The following is a 13,615-nucleotide window of genomic DNA, read 5'->3' as shown; positions in this document are numbered from 1 at the left end:
ACCCCTCTTTTTTATTTTAAGGATTTTAAATGAAACCACTAAAAACATTATTAGCATTAGGCGTTGCGATGGCTGTTTCAGCAACATCACTTGCCGAAACCAATACACAGAAAGTCAGTGCAAAAGCGGCAACAACCGAACAAATCAATGCAATTAAAGCCTCTACAGTACAAACCGCCACTGAAGTTAAAGAAAGTACAAAAGTAAAAGCGAAAGAAGTAAAAGAGAGTGTTGCAGAGAAAACGGAAGCTGTGAAAGCTAAAGTTGGTTCTACAACAGAAAATGCAAAAGGGAAAGTAGAAGCCGCTAAAGTAGCGACTACCGAAAAAGCAGCCACTGCAAGAGAAACACTAAATTCAGCTAAATCCGCTACAACAGAAAAAGTAGCAGCAGTAAAAGCAACCGTAGCTGAAAAAACGACTACAGTGAAAAAATCACAAAAAGTCAATATTAACAAAGCAAGCGAAGAAGAGCTTCAATCTTTAGCAGGAATTGGCGAAGCGAAAGCAAAAGCGATTGTGGAATATCGCAAAAAAGCGGGCAAAATCAAAAGTGCAGCGGAATTATCTAACATTCCAGGCATTGGCGAGGTGACCGTAGAAAAAGTTGCTCCATACTTAACCTTCTAATTTCCCTCACAAGCGGTTGAAATTTGCAAAAAAATTGCACTTTTCAACCGCTTGATCATTTCAAGGCTTGTATTCTTAAAAACAGCCCCCATAACTGGGTGCGTATTCATTTTTAATACGCAATTTCAAACATAAAAAGGAACAAAAAATGGCATTAGATTTCAATTCAGTAGCTTTAGATTCAGTGGAAGCAAAAGGCGGTTATGGCATCGGTTTACAAATCGGTCAGCAACTTTTAGGCAGCGGAATGGACGTGAATGCCGAAGCGGTGGCTCGTGGTATTTACGATGTATTAAACCAAAACGAACCGGCTATCGACTTAAACGAAGTGACCGCAGCGTTACAAGAGTTAGGTCAGCGTGCAGAAGCGGCTCAAGCGGAAGCGTTCAAAGCGATTGATGCCGAAAACAAAGCGTTCTTAGAAGAGAACAAAAAAGCGAAAGGCGTGGTGGTAACCGAAAGCAGCTTACAATACGAAATTTTAACCGAAGGCACCGGCGAAAAACCAACGGCAACTTCAACCGTGCGTGTTCACTACACCGGCTCATTAATTGACGGCACCGTGTTCGACAGCTCAGTAAAACGTGGTCAGCCGGCAGAATTCCCGGTAAACGGCGTAATCCGTGGCTGGACAGAAGCGTTACAATTAATGCCTGTTGGCTCAAAATGGCGTTTAACCATTCCACAAGAGTTAGCCTACGGTGAGCGTGGTGCAGGTGCGTCAATCCCTCCATTCGCCACCTTAATTTTTGAAGTGGAATTATTAGATATTCTGTAATCTTCGCAAAACAAAAACCTGTGGATAGCCTTCACAGGTTTTTTGCATTATTGAAAGCATAAAACAATGAATAACAAGAAATCACTCCTCATTCGCTGGCTGAAAAATCTGTTTGTGTACGGTGGTTTGTTTATTGTGATTAGCCTTGTGGTGGATTGGTACCGAAGCCCTACCGCTCCGGCTCAATTTGAACAAAAGGTCTATTACGATATTCAGCATCAGCCAAAAATTATCACCCAGTTAAGCAGCGAAAAACCAATGCTGCTCTACTTTTGGGGCAGTTGGTGCCATTACTGCAAAGTGGTGTCGCCGAATATTCAACAGCTTGCTGAAAACGGCACGGAAGTGTTGGGTGTAGCCCTAAAATCAGGTGAGGGCAGCGAAGTACAACGCTACCTCAACGAAAACGGCTATAATTTTGCCACCCTTAACGATCCAAGCGGTGAATTTTCACAAGGCTGGAACATTCAAGCCACACCGACTATTTTAATTATTCAAGACGGTAAAATTCTTCACCATACTACGGGCTACACCAGTTATTGGGGATTAAAGTTGAGATTATGGATAGCAAGAATATTGCATTGAGACATATAGATTATGAATTATTATTTTTCTCACAAATCCCATAGGCAAAGAATCTAAATTTACTTATAATCTAAATTGATTATTTCTTAGCTAAAAATAGGCAAAAGAGCGGATATGGAATTACAAATTTCTCCAAACATTATTCACTGGATTGCAGCGTTAGAGCATATAGAACCTCAAACGTTGGCGGATGAACTCGCCCCAAATAAGGCTGAAAAATTCTTAACCGGTTTAATTTCTAAAACAACTGCTCTTGCATTAGCAAAACGAGCAAACATTCCTTTTGGTTATTTATTTTTAAACAAACCACCTAAAATCGAGCAACCACATATTCCTGATTTACGTCAAGTCATAGGTTCTGAACCGCTAAGTAAAGATTTTTTTGATGTATTAAAAGATATTGAGAATAAACAAGATTGGTTCAAAGATTATTTAATTGAACAAGGTAATGAAGAAGAATTACCATTTGTCGGTAAATTCCAGTTAACAATAAATCTAGAACCTAAAACAGTAGCAAAAGATATTGAGAAAACACTAGGTATTAATCTTATCCAAGAACTAAAATATTTAACTAAAGATACTTATTTCAAGTATCTTACTGAAAAATTTGAACATATAGGTATTTTGGTATTTAAAAATGGTATCGTAAAAAATAATACACGAAAAACATTAAACACTAGTGAGTTTCGTGGATTTGCTCTTGTTGATAAAATTGTTCCTGTTGTGTTTATTAATGGTTCTGATGTAGCTGAAGCTCAAACATTTACTTTATTGCATGAAGTAGCACACATTTGGATTGGAGTAGAAGGGGTATCTTCTTGGAATCAAGATCAAACTGTAGAAGCATTTTGTAATAGAGTAGCAGCTGAATTTTTAATGCCTACAGAATTATTTATCCAGCTTTGGCAAGATAAACTTACTAAAAACGAAAATATAGAAAAATTAGCAAGTTATTTTAAAGTGAGTAAATTTGCAGTTATTGTAAAAGCAGTTACATTGTCTTTATTAGAAAATAATGAAATACATAAAGAAAGAGAACGTTTAAAAACCATACTAAAACAAAAAAGCAATGGTGGAGATTTTCACAATATACTAAAAGTACGCCAGAGCCCTCGTTTTTGTAGTGTCGTTATTAATCAAGCAATTAGCCAAAATTTGCCTCTGCGTGAAGCTAGTAGACTACTCAATATTAAAAAAGTAGACACTCTAATATCCCATTATCGCAGAAGTCAAGGAGTGAGATAATGAGACAAGAACGCTTCCTAATTGATGCAAATATCTTTATTACTGCTAAAAATACGTATTATCAATTTGGCTTTGCTCAATCTTTTTGGGATTTATTAATTGAATTACATAAAAAAGGAATTGTATATAGCATTAGAGCAGTTAAAGATGAAATTGCTATACAAAATGATGAGCTAAAAGTTTGGGTTGATAATCTACCCGAAGACTTTTTTGAAGATCATTATTCATCCCTTACTAGTTATGGAACATTAATGAATTATGCTCAAACTTTAGATGTAAAACAAATAGCAAAAGATGAATTTGCTGAAATTAATAATGCAGATGCCTGGATTATTGCTCACGCGATGGAGCATAGCTTTTCAATCATTACACAAGAAAAATTTAATCCTGATGTTAAAAAACGTATAATGATCCCTAATGTTGCTCAAGCTCATAATATAAAAACAATGACCTTATTTGAGTTTTTAGAGCAATATGCTGGAAATAATTTTTCAGTTAAATAAGGTTAACATTCCCTATACTCATATCAAAAAGATAAGCGGCACTAAATTCATGGTAATCATTGTGGTAATCGACAAAATCAGTCGGGACGAGCCAAAAATAAAGCCACGGTTTTTACCGTTATCAAATTTCACTAATAAATTCGCCATTGCGGTTAAAGCAAATACTTCCACCACGGTAAAAATCACGGTGTACATATAGGCTGCGGTTAAAGTTGCGGCTTTCACCGCAATAAACCAAGGCAGAATAATGGCGAGAGCGAGCAAAGGCGAAATCCAAATTAATTGTTTTTTCGTCAAATTAATCTTGCGAGAAAACGAAGATTGCAGGCTCACGGTTAAAATCCCATTGATAAACAAGGCGATGGGTGAATGCTCAGGGGCATTCAGTACTTTATCAAACAGATAAGGGAAAATAATAAAATAGGACGATGCCACACTCAGCGGCACGAACAACATTAAATGGGCAAACAAGAACTCTTTGCTGATGATTTCTTTGATTTGCGAGAAGTGGAATTTTACTTTGCCTTGAATATTCTCCACTGCAGAAAACGGCTTGACCATAAAAGCAAACAATGCTGCTTCCAACAAAAAACAGATCCAAATCAGTGTCTCAATCATCTCAAATTTAATAAACGGAATGATGATAAGCGGAGCAAGCATTGACGACATACTCGTCACTTTTAAATATTTACCCTGTAATCGGGTTTTAGCGGCATATTCATTGCCAGCAATGGCTAACAAGCAGGCTCTGGCATTAGTCCCAAATAAACAACTTCCCAAGCCGAAACAGGTGGTTGCCATCAGTAAAACAACATAGTTATCCGCTGCAAGAAACAGCATATAGGCAAGCACATCCAACAAACAGCCCAACAGCATCATTTTCGCCAAGCCATAACGATCGCCCCAAATGCCGGCAAAAATCGCCAACGCTTGGTTGCAAAACAGCAATAAGGAGAGCGAAAAGGCGATTTGTGCGTTGTCTAGCCCTTTATCTTTGAGATAAAAGAAGAACACGCTTTGCATTGAGAAAAAGGCGGTGGTGGAGATAAATCGGCGAACGAGTAGCAGTTTTTCTAAAGACATTAATGGTATGAAATTGTTTAAATAAAGAGCGATATTCTACTCTTTCGGCGGAATACGAGCAATCGGCTTTTATTTTACCTTTTCGGTTGGTTTCGGTATCATAGCAGCCACTACAAGCGGGCTGTTTTAGGTAAAAATTTGCAAAAATCCAACCGCTTGCAACCGAATTTGAGGATAAAGAATGAAAGAAACGATTGTGGCTCAAGCCACCCCGATTGGACGTGGCGGTGTAGGTATTTTGCGGGTTTCCGGCCCTTTGGCGGAAACCGTTGCCGAAGCCGTGGTGGGGAAAAAATTACAGCCTCGCTTAGCGAATTATTTGCCGTTTAAAGATGAAGACGGCACGGTGTTAGATCAAGGTATCGCCCTGTTTTTCAAAGCCCCGAACTCCTTTACCGGCGAAGATGTGTTGGAATTGCAAGGCCACGGCGGACAGGTAATTTTAGATTTATTGCTAAAACGCATTTTGCAGGTCAAAGGGGTACGAATTGCCCGAGCTGGGGAATTTTCCGAGCAGGCATTTTTAAACGATAAACTCGATTTAGCCCAAGCCGAAGCCATCGCTGACTTAATTGATGCCACCAGCGAGCAAGCCGCTCGTTCGGCGTTAAAATCCTTACAGGGTGAATTTTCCAATAAAATCAATGCGTTGGTGGATGATGTTATCTACCTACGCACCTATGTGGAAGCGGCTATCGACTTCCCTGATGAAGAGATCGACTTCTTGGCAGACGGCAAAATTGAGGCGAAATTGAACGATATTATCGCTCAATTAGATGGCGTTCGCCGTGAAGCAAAACAAGGTTCAATTCTGCGTGAAGGAATGAAAGTGGTGATTGCCGGTCGCCCTAATGCAGGCAAATCAAGCCTACTCAATGCCTTAGCCGGGCGGGAAGCAGCAATCGTAACCAACATTGCCGGTACAACCCGAGATGTTCTACGTGAACACATTCACATTGATGGAATGCCTCTGCATATTATCGACACCGCCGGCTTGCGTGATGCAAGCGATGAGGTGGAACGTATCGGGATTGCCCGTGCGTGGGACGAAATTGCCCAAGCCGACCACGTGTTATTGATGATCGACAGCACAGAACAAACTGCCGACCAGTTCCGTAACGAATGGGCAGATTTCTTAGCGAAATTGCCAGCGAATATGCCGGTGACGGTAATTCGCAACAAAGTGGATTTATCGGGCGAACCAGAGGGCTTAATTCAGGTGGAAGATTTCACGATGATTCGCCTTTCTGCTCAAACCAAAGTAGGCGTAGATTTACTGCGTGAACATCTGAAAAAATCCATGGGCTATCAAAGCTCAACCGAGGGCGGATTCTTAGCTCGCCGCCGTCATTTGCAGGCGTTAGAAACCGCTGCCGATCATTTGGAACGTGGGCATATTCAGCTTACCCAATTCTTCGCCGGCGAATTGTTGGCGGAAGAGTTGCGAATGGTGCAAAATGCGTTAAGCGAAATCACCGGGCAATTTACCTCAGATGACCTGCTCGGCAACATTTTCAGCTCGTTTTGTATCGGTAAGTAACCATAACAAGCGGTAATATTTTTTATTCACTTTGCAGATCTTGATTGTCCGCAAAATTTCATCAAAATATGACCGCTTGTTCCTTTAAATCGTCATAAAAAAGGTAGCTTATGGCTATACCAACCGAAAATGTCTCCTATAAAGGCTTAGCGTGGATTGCCGCTTCTGCCTTGTTTATGCAAACCTTAGACAGCACAATTTTAAACACTGCTCTGCCTGCTATTTCTGCGGATATGCACGAATCGCCACTTGAAATGCAAATGGCGGTAATTAGTTATGCCTTAACCGTTGCCGCCCTGATTCCATTAAGTGGCTGGTTGGCAGATAAATTCGGTACGCTAAAAATCTTTCGCTTGGCTGTTGTTTTGTTTGTGTTAGGCTCGATCGGCTGTGCAATGTCGCAAACCTTAGAGATGTTAGTGCTTACCCGCATATTTCAAGGTGTGGGTGGTGCGTTAATGATGCCTGTAGCGCGGCTTGCGATTATTCGGATAGTGCCTAAATCGGAGTTAGTGGCAACGTGGAACACTATGGCAATGGCAGGGTTAATCGGGCCTGTACTTGGGCCTATTGTAGGCGGTTGGCTAGTCACTTTCGCAAGTTGGCATTGGATTTTCTTGATTAATATCCCAATGGGCATATTAGGAATTTATATTTCGGGCAAATATATGCCAAATCTCACACAAAAAACAGAAAAATTCGACTTTATCGGTTTTCTCTTATTTGCCTTCAGCTTGGTGAGTTTTACCTTTGGCTTAGAACTCATCGGCGAAGACTTAAATAACAGTTCCCGAGCATTACTTATCATTACTGCAGGCTTGCTATTAATGGCAATTTACATCTTTTATGCTAAACGAGTGATTAATCCTATTTTATCGTTAAATCTATTCAAAACTCGCACATTCTCCATTGGAATGATCGCAAATCTGATTAACCGTTTATGTAATTCTGGCGTACCATTTTTAGTGCCATTAATGCTACAAGTAAGCTTTGGCTATCGTGCTGATTTAGCAGGTTGGTTACTCGCTCCCATTGCAGTAGGAGCAATTTTAGCTAAATCTATTGTTGGCAAAATATTGATGCGATTAGGTTATAAATACACCCTCATTTTAGGGTCACTTGCAATGAGTGTAATTATTTTCACACTTGGTTTTGTAGATAAAAACACGCCTATGTGGCTTCTTGCACTCATCTTATTCATTAACGGTGTGTGTAACTCTATCATTTTTACTAGCATCAATACGCTAACTATTGCTGATTTAAACGATAAAGAAGCAAGTGCCGGTTCAACTTTTTTAAGTGCCGTACAACAAGTTGGAATTGGTTTTGGTATTGCTGTTGCTTCCGTTATTTTAGCCTTATACCGAAAAAGCTACGGTGAACAAGGCGAACAATTACAACAGGCTTTTAGTTCAACATTCTTTACTGTAACTATTTTCGGGCTATTGTTAGTGCTTTTCTTACTCTTCTTAAACAAAACAGATGGTGATAATCTCCGCAGCCAGAAAAAGAGAGGGAAATAAATGCCATTATTTCAACACTTTCAACAACAATGCGAACAAAGGTTACCAAACACGCAAGATTTTCTAGTTGGACTTAGCGGTGGGGTCGATTCAGTAGTGTTGCTACACCTTTTTTCTCGCACCAACTTCAACATTAGAGCTATCTATATTCATCACGGATTAAGCCCGAATGCGGATAGCTGGGCGGCACTCTGCGAGCAGTATTGCAAGCGGTTAAATATTCCCTTTATTTTGCAAAAAGTCACTGTCGATGCAATCAACGGCGTGGAAAGTGGAGCGAGAGAAGCGCGCTATCACACCATCCAACAACAGCTCAAATCACACGAAATCTTAGCCACCGCCCACCATTTAGATGACCAAGCGGAAACATTTTTCCTCGCCTTAAAACGAGGCAGCGGCATTAAAGGTTTATCGGCAATGCAAGCGGTTACTTTCTTGCAAAATTTTACCGTTTTTCGACCGCTATTATCCTTTAGCAAAGCGGAAATTTTAGCTTACGCGACCCAACACCAGCTTGTGTGGATTGAAGATGAAAGCAATGCCGATAACCGTTTTGATCGCAATTTTTTCCGCAATGAAGTGTTGCCTTTACTGAACCAACGCTGGCAACAATTTAGTGAAATGGTCGCCCGCTCCGCCCAACATTGTGCAGAGCAACAAGAGCTGATTAAAGAACTTCTCAACGATGAATTAGTAAAAAGAATTGGGGAAAGAAATCAATTTTCAGTGGCTAATTTTGAGGATTTTTCATCACTCAAACAGCAACAATTAGTCCGCTTATGGTTGGAAAAATGTGGCGTAATGATGCCAAGCCAAGCTCAATTACAAGCGGTTATTTCTGAGCTGATTTTTGCAAATGCGGACAAAAATCCACACGTTAAAATCGGGGAAAAAGTGATTAGACGTTATCAACAAGCAATCTATATGACTGATGAAATCCCTGAAACTCCTGCTTTTGAAATCAAATTAGGCACTGAAACTGAGCTGGATCTCCCTTATCAACTTGGAACAATTACACGCAATCAGCAAGAGATCATTTGCAAAAAAAATGAAAAAACGCACCGCTTGTTACTGCCGAAAGAGCTGGCCCAAGAGCTGATTTCACTTAAAATCGGGCAGCAAGGCAAAGTGAAATGTTACGGCAAACGGCATCGGGAAGAGATGAAAAAAATCTGGCAACAGCAAAATGTGCCGGTATGGGAAAGAAGCCACACATTGCTCGTTTTTTGGCAAGATGAATGGGTGGCTTGTCTCAAGAGTTAACCTCTTGGGTGGAATTTTTGATGTAGCGATTTCAAGCGAGCTTTCGCCACTTGAGTGTAAATTTGCGTAGTGGATAAATCGCTATGCCCGAGCAACATTTGCACCACTCTCAAATCCGCTCCGTGATTCACTAAATGGGTAGCAAAGGCGTGGCGGAGAACGTGTGGCGAGAGTTTGTCGGCATCAATGCCGGCAAGAACGGCGTAATGTTTAATGCGATGCCAAAAGGCCTGTCTTGTCATCTGCTGCCCACGGCGGCTCGGAAACACCACATCAGATTGCTGATTATTCAACAAAATCGGACGACCATATTGGAAAAACTCCTGAATCCAATAATTTGCCTCTTCACCCAGCGGCACAAGTCGTTCTTTATCTCCTTTACCGATAATTCTTACCACACCCTGTTTCAAGCTCAGATTATCTATAGAAAGCGAAACCAGTTCCGTCACCCGCAAGCCCGTGGCGTAAAGCAGCTCTAACATCGCTTTGTCACGCAACTCAAGCGGATCTAGTGTATTCGGGCAATCCAACAGGTCCATCACCTGCTCCTCGCTTAACGATTTAGGCAAATGCGAGCCTCGTTTTGGCGAAGTGAGGGTAAGGGTAGGATCATCTTGCCGATAATTTTCAAGACACAAAAAGCGGAAAAATTTACGCAGACAGCTTAACATTCGGGCGGAACTTGTCGCTTTATAGCCCTGTTCCAAACGTTCGCCTAAAAAGCCTTGTAAATCAATATGATCGACTGATAAAAAAGTCTTGGGTTGTGTAAAATAATCGGAAAAACGCTCTAGATCAAAGCGATAAGAAGAGATTGTATTCTCAGACAAGCCGTGCTCTTGCCAAAGGGTATCGAGGAATTGTTCAATAATGGGGTCAAGTTCAGCCATACAAGCGGTTATTTTTATGAAAAATTTTGCAAATTTTAGCAGACTTAAGGTGAATGGGATAGAAAAGAAAAAATCCGATTAACTTTCGCTAATCGGACATCAAAATAATTGGCGGAACGGACGGGACTCGAACCCGCGACCCCCTGCGTGACAGGCAGGTATTCTAACCAGCTGAACTACCGCTCCGCTAAATTCTTAGATTGATAATGCCCTACTCTCACATGGCGAATCACCACACTACCATCGGCGTTACTGCGTTTTACTTCTGAGTTCGGTATGGAGTCAGGTAGAACCACAGCACTATGGTTATCAATCAAATTCGGTTATTTCCTTAATTCTCTTTATCTCTTCATTAAGAAAACTAAGGAAATAAAACCCGATGATGCTCTACTCTCACATGGCGAATCACCACACTACCATCGACGTTACTGCGTTTTACTTCTGAGTTCGGTATGGAATCAGGTAGAACCACAGCACTATGGTCATCGGGATAATTGGGTCAAAATTCAAAAACAAGCTGATTATTCTGAGTGTATTTTTTTCTTTATGCGTTTAGTTTCTCCACTTGTGTTTTCTTCTTTCTCATAAAAACACTTGAGCGTTGTATAGTTAAGCCTCTCGGGCAATTAGTACGTGTTAGCTCAACGTCTCGCAACGCTTACACACCACGCCTATCTACGTCGTAGTCTCCAACAACCCTTACAGTCTTATAGACTGGGAGAACTCATCTCTTGGCAAGTTTCGTGCTTAGATGCTTTCAGCACTTATCTCTTCCGCACATAGCTACTCGGCAATGCGTCTGGCGACACAACCGAAACACCAGCGGTGCGTCCACTCCGGTCCTCTCGTACTAGGAGCAGCCCCAACCAATTCTCCAACGCCCACGGCAGATAGGGACCGAACTGTCTCACGACGTTCTAAACCCAGCTCGCGTACCACTTTAAATGGCGAACAGCCATACCCTTGGGACCTACTTCAGCCCCAGGATGTGATGAGCCGACATCGAGGTGCCAAACACCGCCGTCGATATGAACTCTTGGGCGGTATCAGCCTGTTATCCCCGGAGTACCTTTTATCCGTTGAGCGATGGCCCTTCCATTCAGAACCACCGGATCACTATGACCTGCTTTCGCACCTGCTCGACTTGTCTGTCTCGCAGTTAAGCTTGCTTCTACCATTGCACTAACCTGACGATGTCCGACCGTCATTAGCAAACCTTCGTGCTCCTCCGTTACTCTTTGGGAGGAGACCGCCCCAGTCAAACTACCCACCAGACACTGTCCGAGTACTCGTTCCGAGTACTTCGTTAGAACATCAAACGTTAAAGGGTGGTATTTCAAGGACGCCTCCAACAACACTGGCGTGTCATCTTCAAAGGCTCCCACCTATCCTACACATCAAAATTCAATGTTCAGTGTCAAGCTATAGTAAAGGTTCACGGGGTCTTTCCGTCTAGCCGCGGGTACACCGCATCTTCACGGCGATTTCAATTTCACTGAGTCTCGGGTGGAGACAGCCTGGCCATCATTATGCCATTCGTGCAGGTCGGAACTTACCCGACAAGGAATTTCGCTACCTTAGGACCGTTATAGTTACGGCCGCCGTTTACTGGGGCTTCGATCAGGAGCTTCTCTTGCGATAACACCATCAATTAACCTTCCAGCACCGGGCAGGCATCACACCCTATACGTCCACTTTCGTGTTTGCAGAGTGCTGTGTTTTTAATAAACAGTTGCAGCCAGCTGGTATCTTCGACCGGTTCAACCTTCGTGAGCAAGTCACTACAATCTACGCCGGCGCACCTTCTCCCGAAGTTACGGTGCTATTTTGCCTAGTTCCTTCACCCGAGTTCTCTCAAGCGCCTGAGTATTCTCTACCTGACCACCTGTGTCGGTTTATAGTACGGTTTAGTGTAATCTGAAGCTTAGTGGCTTTTCCTGGAAGCGTGGTATCGGTTACTTCAGCTCCGTAGAGCCTCGTCATCATCTCTCGGTGTTAATAAGTGTCCGGATTTGCCTAAACACTCCACCTACCAACTTAAACAGGGATATCCAACACCCTGATAACCTAACCTTCTCCGTCCCCACATCGCAATTACACCAAGTACGGGAATATTAACCCGTTTCCCATCGACTACGCTTTTCAGCCTCGCCTTAGGGGCCGACTCACCCTGCCCCGATTAACGTTGGACAGGAACCCTTGGTCTTCCGGCGAACGAGTTTTTCACTCGTTTTATCGTTACTTATGTCAGCATTCGCACTTCTGATACGTCCAGCAAGCCTCTCGACTCACCTTCATCCGCTTACAGAACGCTCCCCTACCCAACAGTGTTACCACTGATGCCGCAGCTTCGGTGACTAGTTTTAGCCCCGTTACATCTTCCGCGCAGGCCGACTCGACTAGTGAGCTATTACGCTTTCTTTAAATGATGGCTGCTTCTAAGCCAACATCCTAGCTGTCTAAGCCTTCCCACTTCGTTTCCCACTTAACTAGTACTTTGGGACCTTAGCTGGCGGTCTGGGTTGTTTCCCTCTCCACGATGGACGTTAGCACCCACCGTGTGTCTCCTATGCATTACTCTTCGGTATTCGCAGTTTGCATCGGGTTGGTAATCCGGGATGGACCCCTAGCCGAAACAGTGCTCTACCCCCGAAGGTATTCACATAAGGCTCTACCTAAATAGATTTCGGGGAGAACCAGCTATCTCCCGGTTTGATTGGCCTTTCACCCCCAGCCACAAGTCATCCGCTAATTTTTCAACATTAGTCGGTTCGGTCCTCCAATTAGTGTTACCCAATCTTCAACCTGCCCATGGCTAGATCACCGGGTTTCGGGTCTATACCTTGCAACTACACGCCCAGTTAAGACTCGGTTTCCCTACGGCTCCCCTATTCGGTTAACCTTGCTACAAAATATAAGTCGCTGACCCATTATACAAAAGGTACGCAGTCACAGAATAAATCTGCTCCCACTGCTTGTACGCACAAGGTTTCAGGTTCTATTTCACTCCCCTCGCCGGGGTTCTTTTCGCCTTTCCTTCACAGTACTGGTTCACTATCGGTCAATCAGGAGTATTTAGCCTTGGAGGATGGTCCCCCCATCTTCAAACAGGATATCACGTGTCCCGCCCTACTTGTTGTTAGCCTAGTACCACGGAAATATTTTCGAGTACGGGATTATCACCCTCTACGATTGAGCTTCCCAGCTCATTCCTCTAATAAATCCGCTATCACTAACTGGCTCTTTCGCGTTCGCTCGCCGCTACTAACGAAATCTCGGTTGATTTCTTTTCCTCGGGGTACTTAGATGTTTCAGTTCTCCCGGTTTGCCTCATTTACCTATGGATTCAGTAAATGATAGTAGGTTCTTCACCTACTGGGTTTCCCCATTCGGACATCTTGGATTAAACGCCTCTTATCGACTCATCCAAGCTTTTCGCAGATTAGCACGTCCTTCATCGCCTCTGATTGCCAAGGCATCCACCTTGTGCGCTTAGTCACTTAACTATACAACCTCAAATATTTTCATTTAAACAAGTCAAACGAATTGATTTGAAGCGATATTATTCAACTAAAC

General features: G+C 42.6%; 10 protein-coding genes, 1 tRNA gene and 3 rRNA genes. 8 read left to right on the top strand and 6 right to left on the bottom strand.

All coding sequences use genetic code 11. The features are described from left to right. Positions 1-29: 29 nt before the first annotated feature. From A6B40_RS06600 to A6B40_RS06580, 5 genes are all read left to right on the top strand, one after another. A complete protein-coding gene (locus A6B40_RS06600) occupies positions 30-629 on the top strand; it encodes a ComEA family DNA-binding protein (protein WP_176671907.1) in 600 nt (199 codons plus the stop codon). Positions 630-777: 148 nt separating this feature from the next. Next, the gene (locus A6B40_RS06595; RefSeq protein ID WP_176671906.1) at positions 778-1,407 is read left to right on the top strand and encodes an FKBP-type peptidyl-prolyl cis-trans isomerase; all 630 of its coding nucleotides are present in this window, start codon (positions 778-780) and stop codon (positions 1,405-1,407) included. 66 nt (positions 1,408-1,473) lie between these two features. Continuing rightward, complete coding sequence (locus A6B40_RS06590; RefSeq protein WP_176671905.1) at positions 1,474-1,992, top strand: protein disulfide oxidoreductase; 519 nt, start codon at positions 1,474-1,476, stop codon at positions 1,990-1,992. A 114-nt stretch (positions 1,993-2,106) separates the two neighbouring features. Next, positions 2,107-3,237 carry an ImmA/IrrE family metallo-endopeptidase gene (locus A6B40_RS06585; protein ID WP_176671904.1) on the top strand — a complete coding sequence of 377 codons (1,131 nt, stop codon included), beginning with the start codon at positions 2,107-2,109 and terminating at the stop codon, positions 3,235-3,237. Further along, positions 3,237-3,740 (top strand): DUF4411 family protein, encoded by a 504-nt coding sequence (locus A6B40_RS06580; protein ID WP_176671903.1) that lies wholly within the window; start codon positions 3,237-3,239, stop codon positions 3,738-3,740. Before A6B40_RS06585 ends, A6B40_RS06580 begins: the two co-directional genes overlap by 1 nt. Before the next feature lie 18 nt (positions 3,741-3,758). On the opposite strand, the gene A6B40_RS06575 is transcribed toward A6B40_RS06580, so the two are convergent. Further along, positions 3,759-4,823 (bottom strand): MFS transporter, encoded by a 1,065-nt coding sequence (locus tag A6B40_RS06575; RefSeq protein WP_176671902.1) that lies wholly within the window; start codon positions 4,821-4,823, stop codon positions 3,759-3,761. Between the two features lie 181 nt (positions 4,824-5,004). On the opposite strand from A6B40_RS06575, the gene mnmE reads away from it, so the two are divergent. From mnmE to tilS, 3 genes are all read left to right on the top strand, one after another. Next, positions 5,005-6,363: a tRNA uridine-5-carboxymethylaminomethyl(34) synthesis GTPase MnmE gene (gene mnmE / locus A6B40_RS06570; RefSeq protein ID WP_138316765.1), complete on the top strand. Its 1,359-nt coding sequence runs from the start codon at positions 5,005-5,007 to the stop codon at positions 6,361-6,363. Positions 6,364-6,473: 110 nt separating this feature from the next. Continuing rightward, positions 6,474-7,886 (top strand): DHA2 family efflux MFS transporter permease subunit, encoded by a 1,413-nt coding sequence (locus A6B40_RS06565; RefSeq protein ID WP_038643644.1) that lies wholly within the window; start codon positions 6,474-6,476, stop codon positions 7,884-7,886. Next, positions 7,887-9,149 carry a tRNA lysidine(34) synthetase TilS gene (gene tilS / locus A6B40_RS06560; RefSeq protein ID WP_176671901.1) on the top strand — a complete coding sequence of 421 codons (1,263 nt, stop codon included), beginning with the start codon at positions 7,887-7,889 and terminating at the stop codon, positions 9,147-9,149. On the opposite strand, the gene xerD is transcribed toward tilS, so the two are convergent. From xerD to A6B40_RS06535, 5 genes are all read right to left on the bottom strand, one after another. Next, positions 9,146-10,039: a site-specific tyrosine recombinase XerD gene (xerD, locus tag A6B40_RS06555; RefSeq protein ID WP_025216335.1), complete on the bottom strand. Its 894-nt coding sequence runs from the start codon at positions 10,037-10,039 to the stop codon at positions 9,146-9,148. The genes tilS and xerD overlap by 4 nt on opposite strands. A gap of 109 nt (positions 10,040-10,148) precedes the next feature. Further along, positions 10,149-10,225, bottom strand: a tRNA-Asp gene (locus A6B40_RS06550). 12 nt (positions 10,226-10,237) lie between these two features. After that, positions 10,238-10,353 (bottom strand): 5S ribosomal RNA (rrf, locus tag A6B40_RS06545). A 60-nt stretch (positions 10,354-10,413) separates the two neighbouring features. After that, a 5S ribosomal RNA gene (rrf, locus tag A6B40_RS06540) occupies positions 10,414-10,529 on the bottom strand. A 115-nt stretch (positions 10,530-10,644) separates the two neighbouring features. After that, positions 10,645-13,545: ribosomal RNA gene (locus A6B40_RS06535) — 23S ribosomal RNA — on the bottom strand. Positions 13,546-13,615: the final 70 nt, after the last annotated feature.

It is taken from the genome of Mannheimia varigena, assembly GCF_013377235.1.
Lineage (GTDB): Bacteria > Pseudomonadota > Gammaproteobacteria > Enterobacterales > Pasteurellaceae > Mannheimia > Mannheimia varigena.
This window is presented reverse-complemented; position numbering and strand designations above follow the sequence as displayed.

Bases quoted from the DNA above. Each gene is read 5' to 3' on its own strand.
- A6B40_RS06580 (WP_176671903.1), top strand. From the start codon at position 3,237: ATGAGACAAGAACGCTTCCTAATTGATGCAAATATCTTTATTACTGCT.
- A6B40_RS06595 (WP_176671906.1), top strand. From the start codon at position 778: ATGGCATTAGATTTCAATTCAGTAGCTTTAGATTCAGTGGAAGCAAAA.
- A6B40_RS06575 (WP_176671902.1), bottom strand. From the start codon at position 4,823: ATGTCTTTAGAAAAACTGCTACTCGTTCGCCGATTTATCTCCACCACC.
- A6B40_RS06600 (WP_176671907.1), top strand. From the start codon at position 30: ATGAAACCACTAAAAACATTATTAGCATTAGGCGTTGCGATGGCTGTT.
- A6B40_RS06565 (WP_038643644.1), top strand. From the start codon at position 6,474: ATGGCTATACCAACCGAAAATGTCTCCTATAAAGGCTTAGCGTGGATT.
- tilS (WP_176671901.1), top strand. From the start codon at position 7,887: ATGCCATTATTTCAACACTTTCAACAACAATGCGAACAAAGGTTACCA.
- xerD (WP_025216335.1), bottom strand. From the start codon at position 10,039: ATGGCTGAACTTGACCCCATTATTGAACAATTCCTCGATACCCTTTGG.
- mnmE (WP_138316765.1), top strand. From the start codon at position 5,005: ATGAAAGAAACGATTGTGGCTCAAGCCACCCCGATTGGACGTGGCGGT.
- A6B40_RS06585 (WP_176671904.1), top strand. From the start codon at position 2,107: ATGGAATTACAAATTTCTCCAAACATTATTCACTGGATTGCAGCGTTA.
- A6B40_RS06590 (WP_176671905.1), top strand. From the start codon at position 1,474: ATGAATAACAAGAAATCACTCCTCATTCGCTGGCTGAAAAATCTGTTT.